19 protein-coding genes are annotated in these 19,658 nt (G+C 74.0%); 9 read left to right on the top strand and 10 right to left on the bottom strand.

Translation table 11 applies throughout. The features are described 5' to 3' along the window. Nucleotides 1–20 precede the first annotated feature (20 nt). Entirely contained in the window at nt 21–1,148 is a 1,128-nt protein-coding gene (gene serC, locus ABZW14_RS01980) for a phosphoserine transaminase (RefSeq protein WP_355338240.1), read from the top strand. Nucleotides 1,149–1,336: 188 nt separating this feature from the next. Next, nucleotides 1,337–2,419 carry a septation protein SepH gene (gene sepH, locus ABZW14_RS01975; protein ID WP_355338237.1) on the top strand — a complete coding sequence of 361 codons (1,083 nt, stop codon included), beginning with the start codon at nt 1,337–1,339 and terminating at the stop codon, nt 2,417–2,419. Nucleotides 2,420–2,473: 54 nt separating this feature from the next. On the opposite strand, the gene ABZW14_RS01970 is transcribed toward sepH, so the two are convergent. Together ABZW14_RS01970 and ABZW14_RS01965 are read right to left on the bottom strand one after the other, a co-directional pair. Beyond that, on the bottom strand, nt 2,474–4,897 hold the full coding sequence (locus ABZW14_RS01970; protein WP_355338234.1) for an ABC transporter permease: 2,424 nt from the start codon (nt 4,895–4,897) through the stop codon (nt 2,474–2,476). Continuing rightward, nucleotides 4,879–5,613 carry an ABC transporter ATP-binding protein gene (locus tag ABZW14_RS01965; RefSeq protein WP_355338231.1) on the bottom strand — a complete coding sequence of 245 codons (735 nt, stop codon included), beginning with the start codon at nt 5,611–5,613 and terminating at the stop codon, nt 4,879–4,881. Before ABZW14_RS01965 ends, ABZW14_RS01970 begins: the two co-directional genes overlap by 19 nt. Before the next feature lie 156 nt (nt 5,614–5,769). Here ABZW14_RS01965 and ABZW14_RS01960 point away from each other — a divergent pair, with 156 nt between their 5' ends. The 3 genes from ABZW14_RS01960 to ABZW14_RS01950 are packed head-to-tail and all read left to right on the top strand — an operon-like array spanning nt 5,770 to nt 8,624. Next, nucleotides 5,770–6,924: a sensor histidine kinase gene (locus ABZW14_RS01960; protein WP_355338228.1), complete on the top strand. Its 1,155-nt coding sequence runs from the start codon at nt 5,770–5,772 to the stop codon at nt 6,922–6,924. Beyond that, a complete protein-coding gene (locus tag ABZW14_RS01955; RefSeq protein WP_355338225.1) occupies nt 6,921–7,589 on the top strand; it encodes a response regulator transcription factor in 669 nt (222 codons plus the stop codon). Before ABZW14_RS01960 ends, ABZW14_RS01955 begins: the two co-directional genes overlap by 4 nt. Before the next feature lie 48 nt (nt 7,590–7,637). Continuing rightward, nucleotides 7,638–8,624, top strand: coding sequence for an aldo/keto reductase (locus ABZW14_RS01950; RefSeq protein ID WP_355338223.1), 987 nt, complete (start codon nt 7,638–7,640; stop codon nt 8,622–8,624). 48 nt (nt 8,625–8,672) lie between these two features. On the opposite strand, the gene thpR is transcribed toward ABZW14_RS01950, so the two are convergent. The 5 genes from thpR to ABZW14_RS01925 form a co-directional block, all read right to left on the bottom strand. Further along, nucleotides 8,673–9,251: an RNA 2',3'-cyclic phosphodiesterase gene (gene thpR, locus ABZW14_RS01945; RefSeq protein ID WP_355338220.1), complete on the bottom strand. Its 579-nt coding sequence runs from the start codon at nt 9,249–9,251 to the stop codon at nt 8,673–8,675. A gap of 3 nt (nt 9,252–9,254) precedes the next feature. Beyond that, nucleotides 9,255–9,764 carry a hypothetical protein gene (locus ABZW14_RS01940; RefSeq protein WP_355338217.1) on the bottom strand — a complete coding sequence of 170 codons (510 nt, stop codon included), beginning with the start codon at nt 9,762–9,764 and terminating at the stop codon, nt 9,255–9,257. A gap of 118 nt (nt 9,765–9,882) precedes the next feature. Then, complete coding sequence (locus ABZW14_RS01935; protein WP_355338214.1) at nt 9,883–11,169, bottom strand: MFS transporter; 1,287 nt, start codon at nt 11,167–11,169, stop codon at nt 9,883–9,885. A 76-nt stretch (nt 11,170–11,245) separates the two neighbouring features. Further along, entirely contained in the window at nt 11,246–11,695 is a 450-nt protein-coding gene (locus tag ABZW14_RS01930; RefSeq protein WP_208602683.1) for a MarR family transcriptional regulator, read from the bottom strand. A 71-nt stretch (nt 11,696–11,766) separates the two neighbouring features. After that, nucleotides 11,767–13,248: an NCS2 family permease gene (locus tag ABZW14_RS01925; protein WP_355338210.1), complete on the bottom strand. Its 1,482-nt coding sequence runs from the start codon at nt 13,246–13,248 to the stop codon at nt 11,767–11,769. Between the two features lie 90 nt (nt 13,249–13,338). On the opposite strand from ABZW14_RS01925, the gene ABZW14_RS01920 reads away from it, so the two are divergent. Further along, nucleotides 13,339–13,599: a DUF2530 domain-containing protein gene (locus tag ABZW14_RS01920; RefSeq protein ID WP_355338207.1), complete on the top strand. Its 261-nt coding sequence runs from the start codon at nt 13,339–13,341 to the stop codon at nt 13,597–13,599. Between the two features lie 4 nt (nt 13,600–13,603). On the opposite strand, the gene ABZW14_RS01915 is transcribed toward ABZW14_RS01920, so the two are convergent. Next, nucleotides 13,604–14,443, bottom strand: a complete 840-nt coding sequence (locus ABZW14_RS01915; RefSeq protein ID WP_355338204.1) for a DUF3027 domain-containing protein — start codon at nt 14,441–14,443, stop codon at nt 13,604–13,606. An 87-nt stretch (nt 14,444–14,530) separates the two neighbouring features. Between ABZW14_RS01915 and ABZW14_RS01910 the strand changes: the two genes are divergently transcribed. Further along, complete coding sequence (locus ABZW14_RS01910) at nt 14,531–16,129, top strand: MFS transporter (protein WP_355338201.1); 1,599 nt, start codon at nt 14,531–14,533, stop codon at nt 16,127–16,129. Beyond that, the gene (locus tag ABZW14_RS01905; protein ID WP_355338198.1) at nt 16,126–16,776 is read left to right on the top strand and encodes a futalosine hydrolase; all 651 of its coding nucleotides are present in this window, start codon (nt 16,126–16,128) and stop codon (nt 16,774–16,776) included. Before ABZW14_RS01910 ends, ABZW14_RS01905 begins: the two co-directional genes overlap by 4 nt. 77 nt (nt 16,777–16,853) lie before the next feature. Here ABZW14_RS01905 and ABZW14_RS01900 read toward each other — a convergent pair whose 3' ends face one another. Then, nucleotides 16,854–17,714 carry a GNAT family N-acetyltransferase gene (locus ABZW14_RS01900; RefSeq protein WP_355338195.1) on the bottom strand — a complete coding sequence of 287 codons (861 nt, stop codon included), beginning with the start codon at nt 17,712–17,714 and terminating at the stop codon, nt 16,854–16,856. 750 nt (nt 17,715–18,464) lie between these two features. Here ABZW14_RS01900 and ABZW14_RS01895 point away from each other — a divergent pair. Next, nucleotides 18,465–19,295 carry a 1,4-dihydroxy-6-naphthoate synthase gene (locus tag ABZW14_RS01895; RefSeq protein ID WP_355338192.1) on the top strand — a complete coding sequence of 277 codons (831 nt, stop codon included), beginning with the start codon at nt 18,465–18,467 and terminating at the stop codon, nt 19,293–19,295. On the opposite strand, the gene ABZW14_RS01890 is transcribed toward ABZW14_RS01895, so the two are convergent. Beyond that, nucleotides 19,256–19,642, bottom strand: a complete 387-nt coding sequence (locus tag ABZW14_RS01890) for a cold shock domain-containing protein (RefSeq protein ID WP_026267952.1) — start codon at nt 19,640–19,642, stop codon at nt 19,256–19,258. The genes ABZW14_RS01895 and ABZW14_RS01890 overlap by 40 nt on opposite strands. Nucleotides 19,643–19,658: the final 16 nt, after the last annotated feature.

The raw sequence follows: 19,658 nt of genomic DNA, 5'->3' as shown, positions 1-19,658 counted from the left end.
GCGGAAGGATCGAGACAACCGTGGCTGACGCACCGACCATCCGGATTCCCGACGACATCAGGCCCGCCGACGGCCGCTTCGGCTGCGGGCCGTCCAAGGTCCGTCCGGCGGCGGTCTCCGCGCTCGCCGACGTCGCCACCAGCTACCTGGGCACCTCGCACCGGCAGAAGACGGTCCGCGACCAGGTGGCCCGGCTGCGCCGGGGCATCGCCGAGTTCTTCGCCCTTCCCGAGGGCTACGAGGTGGTGCTCGGCAACGGCGGCACCACCGCCTTCTGGGAGGTCGCCACCTTCGGCCTGATCCGCGACCGGGCGCAGTTCGCCAGCTTCGGCGAGTTCGGCGCCAAGTTCGCCAAGTCGGTCAAGGACGCGCCGTTCCTGGGCGAGCCGACCGTGCGCAAGTCCGAGGCGGGCAGCGCGCCGACCCTGGTCGCCGAGGCCGGCGTCGACGTCTACGCCACCCCGCACAACGAGACCTCCACCGGCGTGGCGGTGCCGATCAGCCGGGTGCCGGGCGCCGACGAGGGCTCGCTGCTGCTGGTCGACGCCACCTCCGGCGCCGGCGGCCTAGAGGTCAACGTCGGCGAGACCGACGTCTACTACTTCGCCCCGCAGAAGTGCTTCGGTTCCGACGGGGGCCTGTGGCTGGCCCTCATGTCGCCGGCCGCGCTCGCCCGGGCCACCGAGATCAAGGAGTCGGGCCGCTACATCCCGGCCTTCCTCGACCTGGTCACCGCGATCGACAACTCGCGGCTGGAGCAGACCTACAACACGCCCGCCCTGGCGACCATCTTCCTGGCCGCCGAGCAGACCGACTGGATGAACTCGCAGGGTGGGCTGGCCTGGGCGGCCAAGCGCACCGCCGAGAGCGCCGGCATCGTCTACGGCTGGGCGGAGCGCTCCTCGTTCGCCACCCCGTACGTGACCGACCCGGCGCTGCGCTCCAACGTGGTCGCCACCATCGACTTCGCCGACGGGGTGGACGCCTCGGCGATCGCCAAGGCGCTGCGCGCCAACGGCATCGTCGACACCGAGCCCTACCGGAAGCTGGGTCGCAACCAGCTCCGCGTCGCGCTCTTCCCGGCGGTCGAGCCGGCCGACGTGGAGGCGCTCACCGCGTCGATCGACTACGTGGTCGAGCGACTCTGATCATCTGGTGACGGTGGGTGGTCGTCGGGGCTCCGGCGACCACCCACCGTGATCATCACCGCAGCTCAGTCGCGACATGCCGAGTGTCGCATCCCCCAGCTTCGGGTAGATGAGCGTACGGTGGTCCGAGACGCCCGGGTGGCCGGCTCGTGGCGTGACGGCCAGCGAAGCGGGACGGAGGCAAGCCCATGCGCCCAGTACGCTTCGTCGCCCTCTCCGAGGACGGCCAGGCTCTGGTGCTCGCCGACGAGGTCGGGCGCCTGCTGGCCCTGCCCATCGACGAGCGCATCGCCACGGCGCTGCACGCCGAGCCGGGCGCGACCCCGCTCGCGGTGGTGCCGAGCGCCGCCGATCCGACGCCGTCGCTCTCCCCGCGCGACATCCAGGCCCGGATCCGCTCCGGCGAGTCCGCCGAGGACGTCGCCCGGATCGCCGGCGTGCCGGTCGACCGCGTCCTGCGCTACGCCGGCCCGGTGCTCCAGGAGCGGGCCATGCTCGCCCAGCACGCCCGCCGCACCCGGCTCAAGGGCGCGGAGAAGCCGACCCCGCTGGCCGAGGTGGTCAACGGCCGGCTGGCCCAGCACGGGATCGACACCGAGAAGATCTCCTGGGACGCCTACCGCCGCGACGACGGCACGTGGCGCATCATCGCCACCTGGCCGTCCGGCAAGGCCACGGCGCAGGCGGTCTGGGATCTCGACAAGACCCGGCAGAACGTCAGCCCGCACGATGACATGGCGCAGTACCTGTGCGCCGAGCGCCCCACGCCGATCCTCGGCCAGGAGCCGGCGCCGGAGCGGGGCGGCCACGCGCTGCCCGGTCCGTCGCGCGGCGAGCCGAGCCGGGGCGGGCACGGCCTGCCGTCGCCCGGCGAGCACGCCCGCCCGGGGCGGGACCCGATCCGCGCCGGCCGGGACGCGCTGCTCGCCTCGCTGGACCGGCCGCTCGGCGGCACGTCCGGTCGCGGTCTGGACACCCGCTCCCCGGCCGCGCTGGCCGCATCCGACGCACCCCGCCAGCGGGCGGTCACCGGGGGCGCGGCCGCGCTGCTCGGGGGCGGCCAGGGCTCCGCGTTCGACGACGACTCGGACGCGCCGAAGGAGATCCCGGCCGTGCCGTCGCTGGCCGTGCTCCGGCCGCGGCGCACCGGCGCCCCGGCGGCGACCGGCGGCACCGAGTCCACCGAGGCCGGTGGCAAGCCGCGCAAGCGCCTGCCGAGCTGGGACGACGTCCTCTTCGGCACCGGCCCGGCGGCCCGCGAGTCCTCCTGACCCGGCTCGGCTCACGGCGTTCGCCGCGAGCCGAGCCGTTGTCATCCGTGGCTCTCAGCGGCCCGCAGCAGGGCGGCTCAACGAACCCGCGACCACCCGGCGAGCGGGTACCACCCCGGCGGCGGCCGCCAGCGTCAGGCAGAGCACCACGATCCCGGCCACGATCGGCCACGGCACGACCAGGTCGACGTGCGCGTCGGTCTGTTCGCGGAGTGCGCCCACGGAGCCGAGCAGGGCGAGCAGCGCGGCCAACCCGCCGAGCAGCGCGCCGATCGCCGCGGCGAGTGCGGACTCGGCCGCCACGGCGACCAGCACCTGCCGGCGGGTCGCTCCGGCGTGCCGCAGCACCCGCAGGTCACGTGCTCGGGTCACCGTGGCCAGGGCGACAGTGCTGACCACCGCCAGTGCGCCGTACCCGGCGGAGACCCCGACGAGCAGCAGCGTGAAGACCCAGACCAGCCGATCCTCCTCGGCGTCGGCGCGGGCCGCGTACGTGGCGACGTCCACCACCGCCGCACCGGGGGGCGTCGCCGAGGGTCCCGGACCGGGCAGCAGGACCGCCGTGGCCAGCGCCGACGGGTCGCGCTGTCGGACCATGCGGCGGTCCAGCAGCAGCTCGGCCGGTACGCCCTCGTCGGCGACGACGGCCACCACCCGCAGCGGGGTGGGCTGACCGTCGGCGAAGGCCACCCGCGTCGACGTGCCCACCCACCACCCGAACCGTTCCGCCGTCGACCGGCGGACCGCGACGGTGTCCGGCTCGGCCAGTTCGGCGACGGAACCGGACAGCACCGACAGCCGGGACGCCGCCGCACCGAGCCGGTCCGGATCGGTCCCGACCGCGGTGAGAACGGTGTCGGCCACGTAGACCCTGGTGGGAAGGAGGACGGTGCCATGCGTGCCGGCCACCGCGGCGTCGGTCAGCCCCGGGGTGCCGTCCGGAACCAGCACCGCCCCCGCCCGGACGGCCGCCCCGCGAGCAGCGGCGTACGCGCCGGTGGTGGTCTGGACGTTGCCGAGGATGAAGACCGCGAAGGTGACGGTCAGCAGCACCGGGGTGGCGGTCGAGGCGGTCCGCCGTACCGCAACCCGGGCGCTGCCCCGGACCACCGTGCCGAGCACCCCGGGAATCGCCTGGCCGAGCGCCCGTACCAGGACCGGCACCACCGCCGGTGCGAGCAGGGTCGCCGCTACGACCAGCGCCATGGCGCCCAGCAGCGCGGCCGTCGCGAGGTCGGAGAGGTTCTCGGTGGTCACGGCGATGATCCCGGCGAGACCGCTTCCGGCCGTCGCCGCCAGTCCGGCGGCCCACCTGGTACGGCTCATCGCCCGTTCCTCCACCTCGGCCGTCCGCAGGGCTTCGAGTGGCCGGACCCGCGCCGCTCGGCGGGCGGCGGCGCCGCTGCCCAGCAGGGCCACGATCGGCCCCACGGTGAGCCCGACGAGCAGGGGCCAGATCCGTAGCGCGACCTGGAAGCCGGCGGGCTCGAGCCGGGCGTCGACCAGCAGGTCGTCGGCCGGCAGGGCAACCAGCGCCCCGAGCAGCACACCGAGCGCCGCGGCGGGCACCCCGATCCGGAGGGCGTCCCGGTAGACCGTCCGGCGGACCTGGCGGGGGGTGGCACCCAGCGCCCGGAGCAGCCCCAGCTCCCGCCGCCGCTGGTTGACGGTGAAGGTGAAGGTCGCGGCGACCACGAAGACGCAGGCGAAGGCAGCGAGGGCGGACACCGCGGTGAGCACCTGCGTCCCGATCCACCGCAGGCGGGTGTCCGCGCGGGGCTCGAGCGTCCCGCGTTCCACTCCGGTGACCACCGTTCCGGCGGCACCCACCACGGCGTTCACCGCAGGCAGTCGCGGGGCTCCGAGCAGGCCGATCGCCCGCACTCCCGGCGCCAGGCGCCGGGCCTCGGCGTCGGAGACGTACAGCGCGGCCGCGTCGACCAGGCCGGTGACCGTCCACCTCGACGCCCCGGTCGCGGTGAGCACGGTCAGTCCGTCACCGACCGGTACGCCGAGCGCGCGGTCGACGACCACCTCCCGCTCACGCTGCGGTGGGGTGCCGGCGATGAGCCGGTACGGCGCGAGGGCGGCGCTCGCCCACCCCTGGCCCTCCGTCAGCCCGGGCACCGCCCGCCCGCGGCGTACCGGCTGGGCGTAGAAGCTGTGGTCGGGGACGGCTGCCGTCACGCCCTGGACCGCCGCCAGTCGCCGCGTCAGGGCCGCCGCTTCCCCGGCTGACCAGGGGCGCGGGACGGGGATCGGGTCGGCGGCAGTGGTCACGTCCGGGCTGCGCACCACCACCGCCGTACCGGCGAACCGGTCCGGGACCCGCGTGCCGGCCGAGGCGTGGAGCAGCAGGCTCGCCGTGACGAGGAGGGTTCCGGTCAGCACCGCCCAGAAGGCCGCGAACCGGCCCCGGTGCGGACCGGCGGCACGACGGAACCCTCCCGGACCGGCGGTCAGCACGTCGGCTCCCACGCGGCCATCCGGGCGACGATCGACTCGGCGTCCAGCCCGGACAGGCGGTCGAGCAGCCGACCGTCGGTCAGCACCAGCACCTCGTCGGCGACGGTCGCTGCCGCCGGATCGTGGGTGACCATGACGACCGTCTGCCCATGCTCATCGACGAGCGCGCGCAGCAGGCGGAGCACCTGCCGGGAGGCCCGGCTGTCGAGGGCGCCCGTCGGTTCGTCGGCGAAGACCACCCCGGGCCTGCCGAACAGGGCGCGAGCGATGGCGACACGCTGCTGCTCACCGCCGGACAGTTCGCTCGGCCGGTGGCCGGCACGCGCGGCGAGCCCGACCGCGGCGAGGGCGGCGGCGACGTCCGGCGGGTTCGGGCGCCGGCCGGCGAGCCGGGCCGGCAACGCCACGTTCTGCTCGGCGGTCAGGGAGGAGACCAGGTTGTACTCCTGGAACACGAAGCCGATCCGGTCCCGGCGCAGCCGGGTCAGCCCGGCCTCGTCCAGGCTGCCCACGTCGAGGCCGGCGATCGTGATCCGGCCCGCGGTCGGGCGGTCCAGCCCGGCGGCGCAGTGCAGCAGGGTGGACTTGCCCGAACCGGATGGGCCGATGACGGCGGTGAAGCTGGCCGGCGCGAAGTCCACCGTCACGCCGTCGAGGGCGAGCACGCGACGCGGTCCACTGCCGTACACCTTCCGGACGTCGCGGAGAGAAACGGTTGCTGTGGTCATGGCACCGAGGATCGTCACCGCGGGCGGCGGAGACATCGGGCCGGGATGGGCAGTTCGACCTCGTACCCGGGTCGGAGCCGGCCGCCCGGCTCGGCCCGGGGAACGTCCGACCCAGGGCTGACGCGCATGGACGGGCCGGTCACTACTGTCGATGGCGTGACCGCCGCCGCCCCGCCGCTGCCGATGCGCCACCTCAGCCCGGTCGGGCTGGTCCTGGCGGATCTGCTCCTGGCCGGGGCGGTCGCCGCGCTCTGCTGGTACGCGGCGATCGAGGTGCCGCAGCCGCCGGCGAGTGGACTGCACGAGCCGCCCCTGGTGTCGGCGCTTGCCGGTCTGGCCCTGGGCGCTCCGGTGGCGCTGCGCCGGCAGCGCCCGCTGATCGCCACCGCGGTGGTGCTCGTCGGGGTGGCGGCCACGCTGGTCACCGGTGTCATCCCGGACTACGCGGTGGCGGCGCCGCTGACCGCGGCGGGCAGCGTCCTCTACGCCGTCGCCCTCTCCCGGCCAGCCCGCCGTTCCCTCCCGGTCCTGGCCGTCTGCGTCGTGGTGACCTCCGTCGCGCTTCTGCCGGTGACCCCCTCACCGTTCGGGCCGGGCTCCCTGGGCACGGCGTTCGCCGCCCTCGTGCTCGGTGCCGCCTGGGGCGTCGGCTGGACGGTGCGGGAGCGGCGCGCCGCGGCCCGGCGGAGCACGGAACGGGCCGTCCAGGAGGAGCGGCTACGGATCGCCCGGGAGGTGCATGACATCGTCGCGCACGGCATGGGGCTGATCGCGGTGCAGGCGGCGGTCGCCAACCACATCGCGGAGGAGCGCCCCCAGCAGGCCCGGGAATCGCTGCGGGTGATCGAGTCCACCAGCCGGGGAGCACTGGCCGAGCTACGACGCGTGCTCGGCACCCTGCGCCCCGAACCGGACCTCGAACCCATCCCGGGGCTGGCCGACCTGCCGGCGCTGGTCGAGCGGACGCGCGCGGCGGGGGTGCCGGTGGATCTGCGCCTGCGCGGCGCGGCGGAGGTGCCGGAGGCGGTCGGCCTCGCGGTGTTCCGCATCGTGCAGGAGTCCCTGACCAACGTGGTGAAGCACGCCGGCAGCGCCCGCTGCCGGGTCGAGGTCGCACTCACCCCCGGCGAGGTACGCATCGAGGTGCGCGACGACGGGCACCCGCCACTCGGGCGGCGCGATCCGGCCGGCCAGGGCCTGGTCGGCATGCGGGAGCGGGTGGCTCTGTACGGCGGCGAGTTCCAGGCCGGCCCGAGCGACGGGGCCGGGTACGTCGTCCTGGCCACCCTCCCGTACGGCGGCGCCGCGTGACGCCGGTGCGGGTGCTGGTCGCGGACGATCAGGCGCTGCTACGGGCGAGTTTCCGGCTGCTGATCGAGCACACCGCCGGGTTGAGCGCCGTCGGGGAGGCCGGCACCGGGGCCGAGGCGGTCGCCCTGGCCAGGCGGGAAAGGCCGGACGTGGTGCTGATGGATGTCCGGATGCCCCGGATGGATGGTATCGAGGCGACCCGGCACATCTGTGGCTCTCCCGAGACCGCCGGCACCCGGGTGCTCATCCTGACCATGTTCGACCTGGACGAATACGTCTACGGCGCCCTACGCGCCGGGGCGAGCGGGTTCCTGCTGAAGGACACCCTGCCGGCCGACCTCATCGCCGGGATCCGGTTGGTGGCCACGGGCGAGGCGCTGCTCGCCCCGAGTGTGACCCGGCGGCTGATCGAGGAGTTCACCAGGCGGCCCAGGCCGGGTCGGGGTCCGGGCCGGGCACCGGACGGGTTGACCCAGCGGGAGCAGGAGGTGCTCATCCTGATCGGGCGCGGACTGTCCAACACGGAGATCGCCGCGGAGCTTCACCTGAGCATGGCCACGGTGAAGACCCACGTCGGCCGGTTGCTGGCCAAGCTGCACGCCCGGGACCGGGCCCAGCTCGTGGTGGTGGCGTACGAGAGCGGCCTGGTCACACCCGCTGGTTGACCCTCGCGTCGCGAGGCACTCTAAGTGCCCGCGTGCCAGGGTGGATCCATGGAGTACACGAACCTGGGACGCACCGGCCTCTCGGTGAGCCGGCTCTGCCTCGGCACCATGAACTTCGGGCCGCAGACCGACGAGCCGGACAGCTTCGCCATCATGGACCGGGCGCTGGAACACGGGATCAACTTCTTCGACACCGCGAACGTCTACGGCTGGAAGCTCGGTGAGGGCGTCACCGAGCAGATCATCGGCCGCTGGCTCGCCCAGGGCGGCGGGCGCCGCGACCGGGTCGTCCTGGCCACCAAGGTCTACGGGAAGATGGGCGAGTGGCCCAACGAGCAGGGCCTGAGCGCCCGGCACATCATCCGGGCCTGCGAGGACTCGCTGCGCCGGCTCCAGACCGACACCATCGACCTCTACCAGATGCACCACATCTCCCGGACCACGCCGTGGGAGGAGATCTGGCAGGCCATGGAGACCCTGGTCGCCCAGGGCAAGGTCATCTACGTCGGCTCGTCCAACTTCGCCGGCTGGCACATCGCCCAGGCGCAGGCCGCGGCCGGCCGCCGCAACTTCCTCGGCCTCGTCTCCGAGCAGTGCATCTACAACCTCATGACCCGCCACGTCGAGCTGGAGGTGGTCCCGGCCGCGCAGCACTTCGGGCTGGGCATCATCCCCTGGTCGCCGCTGCACGGCGGGCTGCTCTCCGGGGTCATCCGCAAGATGGCCGAGGGCGGCGCGGCCCGCGGCACCAGCGGCCGGTCGGCCGACGCGCTCGCCGAGCACCGGTCCACCATCGAGGCGTACGAGAAGCTCTGCGCCGACCTCGGCCACGACCCGGCGGACGTGGCGCTGGCGTGGCTGCTCTCCCGGCCGGGCGTGACCGCCCCGATCGTCGGCCCGCGCACCATGGACCAGCTCGACCGCAACCTGGGTGCGCTGGACGTGAAGCTCGACGAGGCGACCCTGAAGAAGCTCGACGAGCTCTTCCCCCCGCTCGGCAACGGCGGCCCCGGCCCGGAGGCCTGGGCCTGGTGAGCCGCTGACCGGGTTGGCCGGGCCTCTCCGGTCAACCCGGTCGGTGCGTCAGACGGGCCAGGCCGCGAGGCGGTCGTAGGTGGGGCGGGGGCCCGGATGGCTGCGCATCAGGACCAGCTCGTCGGCGCTCCACTCGGGGCCCAGGTAGTCGTGCAGGGTCTCCCGGTCGGCGAGCACGTCGGCGCGGTCGATCCGGTCACCGGGGCGGGCGATGGTCAGGTGGGCCCGGAACGGCTTCTCGTCGTGCGGCAGCCGGGCCCGGCGCAGCCCGGACCGGATCAGGCGGGCCAGCACGGTCAGCCCGTCGACCTCGCCGCGCACGTCCACCCAGAGCACGGTGAACCGGCCGCGCCCGAAGCTGCCCCCGCCGCCGAGGCGCAGCTTCGGGGAGCTGCCCCGGGCGTCGCGGAAGGTCTGTGCGGCCAGGCCGAGCGCGCTCTCCACGTCGATTAGCCGGTCGTCGGGGACGTCGCCGAGGAAGGCCAGCGTGAGGTGGGCGTTGGCCGGGTCGGCCAGCCGGACGTTGGTGCCGGCGGCCGCGGCGGCTCCGGTGCGCAGCCGCGCCACCTGGGCGCTCAGGTCGTCGACAGCCGACTTCGGCGGGTAGACCGCGACGAAGAGCCGCACCGGTCAGCGGTGCCGCTGGTGGTGGCCCGGGCGGGCGGAGGGCAGGGTGAGCCCGGCGGCGTGCAGGAGGCCCTCGACGCGTACCCGTTCGATCTCCCGGTCGACGCCCTCCAGCTCGGCCAGGTGCTCGACGATGCCGAGCGCACCGCAGGCCGCCCGCAGCCGCTCGTCGTACGCGTCGATGACCGCGCCGTGCCACACCACCGATCGGTCGGCGGCGGCGAGCCGGTGGCCGCCGAAGCGGCGCAGGTCGACGGCGAGCTGTTCCAGCGGGCGGCGGCCCTCGCGGTCGAACTCGGTGAGGTCGATGTCGCGGGTGAGCGACTCCGCCTCGATGGCCCGGTCCAAGCGCTCGATGGTGCGGCGCTCCCGCCGCTGCTCGCGCCACTCGGCCCATCCGCAGGCCACCCGGTCGAGGATCTCGTCGGCGCAGAAGACCAGCGCGAAGAGCGCGGGCAGGCAGCAGACGGCGAGGATCGCCAGCATCAGCAGCAGTCCCCGCCCCACTCCCACATATCGACGCTAAGCCGCGCCGTCGCCGCCCGCCACCCGATTGGCGAGATCTGGCGCGAATGAATAAGGAAGGACCGGTACCCGCGGGCGGGTACCGGTCCTTCCGGTGGTCTGCGGGTCACTCCGTCCCGGGCGACACCACGTAGAAGCGCGGCATGGGCAGCACCCGCATCCGCAGCCGCGCGCCGGAGCGGCGCAGCTGCCAGGTGAGCGCCAGCAGGGCGGCGGCCAGCGAGATCAGGCCACCGATCCAGATGCTCGCGCCGGCGCCGAACGTCTCGGCCACCCAGCCGATGATCGGCGCGCCGACCGGGTTGGTGCCCAGGAAGACGAGCACCCACAGCGCCATGACCCGGCCCCGGAAGGCGGCGTCGACACCGAGCTGAACCCGCTGGTTGGCGGCCTGGGCGAAGAACACCATGAAGAACCCGGTGGGCAGCAGCAGGGCCACCACCAGCCAGTACGCCCCGGCGAGCCCGACCAGGGTGCCGAAGCTGGCGCAGCCGACCGCGGCGCCGAGCACCAGCCACACGGTGGGGCGGCTGCGCCGCCCGGTGCCGGCCAGGGCACCGACCAGTGCGCCCACCGCCAGCGCGGTGGTGAACAGGCCGAACGAGGCGGCGCCGGTCTTGAACACGGTCTTGGCCAGCGCGGCGAGGGTGAGCTGGAAGTTGAACAGGGTCATCCCGACCACCGACATCAGCGCCATCGGCAGCAGGATGTCGGGGCGACGCGCGACGTACCGCAGGCCGTCGACCACCCGGGCCTGATCGCGCTCGCCGGCCGGCGGCAGGTCCTTGCGGTACAACTCGTCGGTGCGCATCCGCACCACGTTGACCAGCGGGGCGATCGAGCTGAACGCCGTGATGAGGAAGACCGGGCCGACGTCGAAGGCGGCGATGGCCAGGCCGGCGACGGCCGGCCCGAGGATCCGGGCCGAGTTGAAGGTGGCCGCGTTCAGCGAGAGCGCGTTCGGCAGCAGCGGCATGCCGACCAGCTCGGAGACGAACGCCTGCCGGACCGGGGTCTCCACCGCGTTGAACACCCCGAGCAGGGCGGCGAACGCGAAGACGTGCCAGAGCTGCACGAGCCCGGTGACGACCAGCAGGCTCATCGCCAGCGCCAGCACGGTCCAGAAGACGTTGGCGACGAAGAGCAGCATGCGCTTGTCGTAGCGGTCGGCGAGGCGGCCGGAGATCAGCGTCAGCAGCAGTACCGGGGTGAACTGGAGCGCGGTGACCACGCCGAGCGCGGTCGCGGAGTTGCCGCTGAGGTCGAGGACGAGCCAGTCCTGTGCGATGTACATCATCCAGACGCCGATCAACTTGATCAGCTGTCCGGTGGCGAAGAGTCGGTAGTTGCGGACTCGTAGGGACTGGAACATCGTGCTCAACTTGGCCTGCACTCTAGGTGCGCCTCCTCGCGATCAGGTACGCCTCATCCACAGCGGACGAAGCGGACCGCGGGACGCGGGTACCCGCTCAGGCGCGAGCGATGCCCTGGAGAATGTCGGCGGCGCGCCGTAGCGTGTCGCGTTCCTCCTCGGTCAGGGCGGCCAGCCTGCTGGCCAGCCACTCGTTGCGGGCCCGCTCGAACTGGTCGAGCACGGCCCTTCCTCCTTCGGTCGCCGCCAGGATGACCTGCCGTCCGTCGGTCGGGTGGGGGGTCCGCTGCACGAGGCCGCGGTCCTCCAGCTTCGCGACGATCTTCGTCATCGTGGGCGGCTGCACCCGCTCGATATCGGCCAGCTCCCGGGGTGTCAGGGCGCCCGCCAGATTGAGGCTGGTGAGCGCCGAGAGCTGGGTGACCGTGAGGTCGCCGACCGGCCGGGCCTGCCGGACCCGCCGGTTGAGTCGGGTGATCGCATCACGCAGCTGAGGGGCCAGCTGCGCCGGTGGCACGCGTTTCGCCGTCACCGTCCGCTCCGTCACAGTAGTTAGCTTAACTAATGAGCCTGGCTAACGACATGCGATATGACCAGGCTCACCAGGGGTCAGAGGGGTCAGAGCAGCACGGACTCGATCGGTCCGCGCAGGAAGTAGAGGATGAACAGCGCGGTCACCCCGTAGAGCAGGGGGTGGATCTCGCGCGCCTGACCCTTCGCCAGCTTCAGGAGCACGTAACTGATCACGCCGGCGCCGATCCCGTTCGAGATCGAGTAGGTGAAGGGCATCAGCACGATGGTGAGGAACGCCGGGATGGCGATCTCGTAGTCGGTCCAGTCGATGGTGCGTACCGCGGTCATCATGAGGAACCCGACCACCACCAGCGCGGTCGACGCAGCCTCGAAGGGCACCACGGCCGACAGCGGCGCCAGGAACATGGCCAGCAGGAACAGGCCGCCGGTGACCAGGTTGGCCACCCCGGTCCGGGCGCCCTCCGCGACACCGGCGGCACTCTCGATGTACGACGTGTTGCTCGACACCGAGGCCGCGCCACCCGCGGCGGCGGCGATCGAGTCGACCAGCAGGATCTCCCGGGCCCGCGGCGGGGTGCCCCGCTCGTCGAGCATGTCGCCCTCCTGGCCGATGGCGACCATCGTGCCCATGGTGTCGAAGAAGTCCGTGATCAGCAGCGTGAACACGAACATGAGCGGGACCAGCCAGCCGACCCGGGTCCACGAGTCCAGCACGTTGAAGTTGCCGAGCAGGGAGAGGTCGGGGATGTCGACCACCTTCTTCGGCAACTCCGGCACGTTGAGCGCCCACCCCTTGGGGTTCGGCTTCCCGTTGACGAAGGACGGGCCGATGTTGCCGATGGCCTCCACCACGATCGCGAGCACGGTGGAGACCAGGATGCCGATGAGGATCGCGCCGCGTACGCGGCGTACCACCAGCACCAGGGTGAGCAGCAGGCCCACCACGAAGACCAGCAGGGGCCAGCTGACGATCTTGCCGCCGATGCCCAGCCCGACCGGCACGGTCGTGTTCGCCACGTCGGGCACGCGCCGGACGAAGCCGGCGTCGACCAGGCCGATGATCGTCAGGAAGAGGCCGATGCCCACGCCGATCGCCGTCTTGAGCTGGGTCGGCACCGAGCGGAACACCGCCGTGCGCAGCCCGGTGAGCACGAGGATGCCGATCAGCACACCCTCGATCACCACGAGGCCCATGGCGTCCGCCCAGGTCATCTGCGGTGCGATCTCGAACGCGACAAGCGCGTTCACGCCCAGCCCGGCGGCCAGCGCGATCGGGAACCGGGCCACCACGCCCATCAGGATGGTCATGACGCCGGCGACCAGGGCGGTGGCCGCCGCCAGCGCCGGGATGGCCAGCTTGCGCCCGTCGCCGTCGACCGCGCTGCCCAGGATCAGCGGGTTCAGGACCACGATGTACGCCATCGTGAAGAACGTGGCCAGCCCGCCCCGGATCTCCCGGCCCGGTGTCGACCGGCGGGCGGAGATCTCGAAGAAGCGGTCGAAGGCGTTACGCGGGTGCGCGGGGTCGGGCGGGGTGCCGTGGTCGGGCGGCGGCGCTATGGCCATCGGGTCCTCACATATTGATCGACCGTGGTGTCGCGCGCATCGTCCCAGATGACTCGCGGGCAGGGAAGAACGATCGCGTACGCTGGGCGGGTGCCCCAGGAGGAACCCCCGCGGCCCGAGCCGCTCGACCCGCCGATGGTGCCGTTCGCCGTCGCCGGGCTGATCGCCTGGGCGGTGGCCGGGCTGGTGCTACTGCTCTTCTTCCGCGACTGGCTCACCGCGCAGGGGCACCAGAACTGGCTCTGGACCTGCCTCGCCGGTTTCCTGTGGGGCTTTCCCGGCCTGGCCGTGATGATGCGGCACGACGCCAACCGGCGCCGCCGGCGGGCCGCCACCGCCCGTCAGGGCTGATCCGTCAGGGGTGACCGTAGGGTTCCGCCGGCTCGGCCGCCTCGACCGAGCCCGGGGCCCGGCTCACCGACACCGCTTCCACCGCGCTGTCGTCGTAGACCGTGGGCAGCTCGTCGACCGGGGTCTCGGCCGCCTCGATGAGCGTCTCGGAGTGCGCGCCGCAGCCGTGGTCGGCGCTGACCACCCGGCCGTCGTCGGGAGCGTAGAAGTTGCCGCAGGCGCCGAAGGACTGCCGCAGCGCGCCGGCGAGCGGCAGGTAGAAGCCGCAGGTGCCGCAGCGGGCGGCGGCCGGCGCGGCCATCGAGATCGCGGCGTCCGGGCCGTGGTCGCCGTCGTACCAGCGCTGGGCCGCGTCGGCGCGCCCCTCGCGGGACAGCACCCGGGCACGGCCGAGGCCCAACTCCCAGGCGGTCTCCTCGACGGCGGGGTCGTCGGAGAGCAGGTAGCCGGGGGCGAGCCGCTCGTCGTCCGCCGGGGTGGGGAGCAGGTCACCGGGGCCCAGGTCGCCCGGCTTGAGCCGCTCCTGCCACGGCACCCAGCCGGGGGCGAGCAGCGCGTCGGCACCGGGCAGCAGCACCGTCTCGCAGATGGTGACCGTGCGGCTGCGCGGCACCCGGGTGACCGTGACGGCCCAGCGCCAGCCCCGGTAGCCGGCCAGGCGGCACTCGAAGTAGTGGGTGACGAGCCGGTCGCCCTCGGCGACGGCCTGGAGGTGCTCGCCGACGTCGGCGGGGTCCACCTCGGTGATGGCGGCACGGGCCACGTCGACGGCGGCGGCGCACACCTGGTCGAGCCGGGGAGCGCGGGCGGAGGCGGGCCTGGTCACCGGACCATTGTTCCCCATGCCCGCGGTCGAGTGACAGGCACTCCCCGGAGTCGTTCTCTCCGGGTGATGCGGCGCGCGTGGATCAGATGGGCGAGGATGGGACGCATGCCGCTGTCCTCCCGCTCCGGCCGGTCCGTCCTCGGGCGAACCGTCGGCACCGGCATCCGCGCCACCCGCATGCTGCTCCGGGGCTCGCTGCACGGCGGACGGTGGATGACCCGGCGGGCCGGCACGGCCCGGGCCCGCAGTGCCGGCAACGAGGTCGGCATGGTCCGCCTCTTCGACCTGCACGCCCTGTCCTGCGCCGGGGACACCCTGATCGCCATCGGCCTGGCCGGCACGATCTTCTTCGACGTCCCGCTGGGCGAGGCGCGCAACAAGGTCGCGCTCTACCTGCTGGTGACCATGGTCCCGTTCGCCATGCTCGCCCCCGTGGTCGGCCCGCTGCTGGACCACTTCCGGCACGGCCGCCGCTACGCGCTCGCCGCCACCATGCTCGGCCGGGCCTTCCTGGCCTGGCTGATCTCGGATTACATCGGCAGTTTCGGGCTCTATCCGGCCGCGTTCGGGGTGCTCGCCCTCTCCCGGGCGTACGGGGTGGCCCGCTCGGCGGCGGTGCCCCGGCTGCTGCCCGAGGGGATCGGGCTCTCGCAGGTGGGCGCCCGGGCGAGCGTCTACGGCACGGTGGCCGGCGGCCTGGTCGCCCCGATCGGCCTGGCCGCGTTCTGGCTCGGGCCGCAGTGGCCGCTCCGGGTCGCCTCGGTGATCTTCCTGGTCGGCATGGTGATCTCGCTGCGGCTGCCGCCGCGGGCCGACTCGGAGCCGCCGGAGCGGGTGCCCCGGCCGCTGCGGGCGCTGCGCCGCCGGGAGGGGGAACGCCCGCTGGGCCGGGGTCGCCCGGCCGGCCGGCTGGTGATCGCCACGCTGATCGGCGCGGCGGCGCTGCGCGGGCTCTACGGCTTCCTGCTGCTCTTCCTGGCCTTCGCGATCAAGGCCGGTGATCTGACGACCGACTTCTTCGGCCGGAACCTGGGCGCCCAGGGCGCGCTGGGCCTGGTCGGGGGCGCCCTGGCGGTGGGTACGTTCCTGGCCACCGCGATCGGCACCCGGCTGCGCATCCACCGCCCGGTGGCGATCCAGTCCAGCGGCACCATCATCGTGGCCGGGGTGGCGGTGCTCGCCGCGCTGAAGTTCTCGCTGCCCATGGTGGCGCTGCTCTGCCTGGTCACCTCGCTGATGAGCGGGATCGCCAAGCTCGCGGTCGACGCCTCGATCCAGGAGCGGATCCCGGAGCGGCTGCGGGCCAGCTCGTTCGCCCACTCGGAGACCGCGCTGATGCTGGCGTTCGTGGCCGGCGGCGGGCTCGGCCTGGTCCCGTTCACCGGCCCGGTCGGCGTGGCCGTCGCCGCCGGCGTGGGCGCGCTGGTGGCCGCCCGCGGGGTGCTGGTGGCCACCCGGCTGCGCGGCGAGCACCTGGTGGGCCGCCCGCTCGGCGACGACGAACTGGCCACCGAGGCGGGTACGGAGTTCGACGACCCCACCCCCACCACGCCGGCCCCGCACCGGGCCACCCCGCCGCCAACGAACGGCGACGACGAACTGGCCCCACCCGGCTTCCACATCTACCGCCCCTCCTCCTCGGTCGGCGGACCGGGCGGGAGCGAGGAGGAGAACCGGCGGGAGCCCCGGGGACCGGTGGCGTGAGCGGACTGCTGGTGGTGACCGCGGTGCCCGCCGAGGCCGACGCGGTCCGGGCGGGCCTCACCGACCCCACGGTCACCGTCGCGCCGGTCGGGGTCGGCCCCGCCGTCGCCGGCGCCGCGACCGCACGGCTGCTGGCGCTCGCCGAGGCGGCCGGACGCCCGTACCGTGCGGTGGTCAGCGCGGGCATCGCGGGCGGCTTCGTCGGCCGCGCGCCGGTCGGCGGCACCGTCCTGGCCACCCGCAGCGTCGCCGCCGACCTGGGCGCTGAATCCCCCACCGGCTTCATCCCCGTGGAGGATCTGGGCATGCCCGCGGAACTGCTGGGCGGCGGCAGCGTCGTACCCGCCGATCCCGGCCTGCTGGGCGCCCTGCGCACCGCCCTGCCGGCGGCCACCGTCGGCGCGGTACTCACGGTCAGCACGGTGACCGGCACCGCCGCGAGCACCGCAGCGCTGGCCGACCGTCACCCCGACGCGGTGGCCGAGGCCATGGAGGGGTACGGCGTAGCCGTCGCCGCCACCCAGGCCGGCCTGCCCTTCGCCGAGCTGCGGACGGTCTCCAACCCGATCGGCCCGCGCGACCGCGGCTCGTGGCGGATGCGTGAGGCGTTCGCCGCGCTCACCGCGGCCGCAGCCGCCCTCCGCTGATCAGCGGCGACCCTTCGCCGGAGCGGCCTGCGCTTGCCAGCGGTTGCCACTCTCCGCTGACCCACGCGGCCCTTCGCTCACCGGCGGTCGCCGCCCTCCGCTGACCGCGTTGGTTGCCCTTGGCTGATCGGCCGGTCGAACCGCAGCGCCGCCGGCCGGCTCGCCTCCAGCTCGAATCCACACGCCAGCAGGAAGCTCGCGCCACCGCTCTCGGCGATCGCGTGTGCCGACCGCACGCCGACCCGGTCCATCTCCGCCAGGAGCGCGGCGACGAGCCGCCGTCCGATGCCCAGCAAGCGGTAGGCCGGCGCCACGAGCACGCCGTCCAGCACGATCTGCCGCCGGCCCAGCTCGGGATGCCCGATGAGCAGGTCGGTGCTGCGTTCGTGCGCACGCAGCTCGCCGACCAGATCGCCGTCCGGCAGCTCGGCGACGAACCGCCAGGAGGTCGATGGCAGCGCCGGATCGACGTAGCGGCGGATCACATAATCGCGGCGCACCTGCTCACGCAGCCGCTCACGGTCCCGCGCGGGGCGATCGAGCCGGAACGTCACGGCTGGCAACTGCGGCCAGCGGTCTCGTGGCACGTTGAACCAGTGCGCCCACCAGGCGCCGGGCCAGTCCTTCGGCACACGCACCGCCCGGCCGTCCAGGTGGGCGGGGCAGTGCCGCCCCGCCGCGTCCCGCAGGTCCTCGTGCGGCACCGTCGTCAGCTCACCGGTCACCGGCCCGCGGAGCACGATCCGACCGGCCGCGGCACCGACGAGACGCTCGACGGTCCGGAAGCTCGGATCCGATGACCGGCCCGACTCGATGCGGGCGATCGTGGCCTGCGGAACCCCGGATCTGCCGGCCAGCTCCCGCTGACTCAGGTCAGCCGCACGGCGCAGCGCCCGCAGGGTCGCCGCCAAGTCGGTCACTGATCCGGCGTCGGTCACCGGGCCATGTTGGGCCGACGTCCTGGCCTCCCTCAACCCGGGAAGTCCACCTGTGGATAACCATGTGGAAAACCGCGCCGGCTGGGGACGAGTGATGTCGCTGGCGGCTACAAACTTGATGACGTGGGTGACTCATGACCTCATCGCCTCCGGCTCCACGGCCCCGTGGCTCCTCGGCTCCGCGGCCCGTGGCTCCGCGGCCCTGTGGCCCTGTGGCCCGGCGGCCGGCGGCCCGGCTCCTCGGCTCCACGGCCCCGCGGCCCGGCGGCCCCGCGGCCCCGCGGCCCCGCGGCCCCGCGGCCCCGCGGCCCCGCGGCCCCGCGGCCCCGCGGCCCCGCGGCCCCGCGGCCCGGCGGCCCGGCGGCCCCGAGCCGCCGAGGACCAGCGCCCGGCACCGCACTGGCCCCGGCATCCGCATCCCGCGTCCAGCACCCGGCACCGAGCGACCGGCGCCAGCGGGTTGCCGCGATCCATCCGCGTCATCAAGTTCCTAGCGGCTGGACGAGGGCCTCGACCCCGATCGCGACGCCCGCAGGACCGATCTCTCGTCCACCCCGCACGGAGCCGGGGCCGGGCGCTGGACACCGAGGGTAAGCCGGTCAACCGTTGCCGCGATCCATTCACGCCATCAAGTTGCTAGCGGCTGAGGAGACGCGCGGGGGGCGGGAGCGAGGCGCCCGGCGACGTCGCCCGGCACACCCCCTGGGCGGGGGTGGCGGGGGCGCAACCGGGCGGGGTTACGGTGGGGGCGTGGCGCTCTCCCTTGCGATCTCGCCCTGCCCCAACGACACCTTCGTCTTCGACGCCCTCGTGCACGGCCGGGTGCCCGGCGCGCCGGCCGTCGAGGTGACCTACGCGGACGTGGACGTCACCAACACGGCCGCCGAGCGTGGGGCGTTCGACCTCGTGAAGGTCAGCTACGCGGCGCTGCCGTGGCTGCTCGACGACTACCACCTGCTGCCGTGCGGTGGGGCGCTGGGCCGGGGTTGCGGCCCGCTGGTGCTCACCCGTGGGGACCGAGGCGACCTCTCCGGCGCGACGGTGGCGGTGCCGGGTGAGCGGACGACGGCGTACCTGCTGTTCCGGCTCTGGGCTGCGGAGCAGCCGCCGGCGCGGATCGAGGTCGTGCCGTTCCACGAGATCATGCCGGGGGTGGCGGCCGGGCGGTACGACGCCGGGCTGGTCATCCACGAGGCACGCTTCACCTACCCGCGGCACGGGCTGACGGCGCTGGTCGACCTGGGCGAGTGGTGGGAGGGCGACACCGGGCTGCCCATCCCGCTCGGCGCGATCCTGGCCCGCAAGGGCGCGGTCGACCCGGTCGAGGCGGCCGCCTGGATCCGTGAGTCGGTCCGCCAGGCGTGGGCCGACCCGGAGGCCAGCCGGGAGTACGTGCTCGCGCACGCGCAGGAGATGGAGCCCGACGTGGTGGACCGGCACATCGGCCTCTACGTCAACGAGTTCACCGCCGACCTCGGAGAGGCCGGCTTCGCCGCCGTGGAGGCACTGCTGGGCCGGGCCGCCGACGCCGGGCTCGTCCCTCAGACCTCCAGCTCGCGCGCCACCGCGTGGACCAGCTGAGCGATCTTCTGCGCGGTCTTCCGGTCCGGGAAGCGGCCCCGGCGCAGGTCCGGCTGGACCTTCGCCTCCAGCACCTTGATCATGTCTTCGACCAGGCCGTGCAGCTCCTCGGCCGGCCGGCGGCGCAGCTCGGCCACCGAGGGCGGCGCCTCCAGCAGCTTGACCCCCATGGCCTGGGCGCCCCGCCGGCTGTCCACCACGCTGAAATCGACCCGCTGGCCGCCCTTCAGGTCGGCGACACCCGCCGGTAGCGCGCCCTTGGGCAGGAACACGTCGCCACCCTCGTCACTGGTGACGAACCCGTATCCCTTGGCCGCGTCATACCACTTCACTCGACCCGTCGGCACCTGAAAACCTCTGCTT

This window comes from Micromonospora sp. NPDC004551 (assembly GCF_040609975.1).
Classification (GTDB): Bacteria; Actinomycetota; Actinomycetes; order Mycobacteriales; family Micromonosporaceae; genus Micromonospora.
This window is presented reverse-complemented; position numbering and strand designations above follow the sequence as displayed.

Coding starts and splice junctions, on each gene's coding strand:
- sepH (WP_355338237.1), top strand. CDS start 1,337: ATGCGCCCAGTACGCTTCGTCGCCCTCTCCGAGGACGGCCAGGCTCTG.
- ABZW14_RS01965 (WP_355338231.1), bottom strand. CDS start 5,613: ATGACCACAGCAACCGTTTCTCTCCGCGACGTCCGGAAGGTGTACGGC.
- ABZW14_RS01950 (WP_355338223.1), top strand. CDS start 7,638: ATGGAGTACACGAACCTGGGACGCACCGGCCTCTCGGTGAGCCGGCTC.
- ABZW14_RS01925 (WP_355338210.1), bottom strand. CDS start 13,248: ATGGCCATAGCGCCGCCGCCCGACCACGGCACCCCGCCCGACCCCGCG.
- ABZW14_RS01915 (WP_355338204.1), bottom strand. CDS start 14,443: ATGGGGAACAATGGTCCGGTGACCAGGCCCGCCTCCGCCCGCGCTCCC.
- ABZW14_RS01910 (WP_355338201.1), top strand. CDS start 14,531: ATGCCGCTGTCCTCCCGCTCCGGCCGGTCCGTCCTCGGGCGAACCGTC.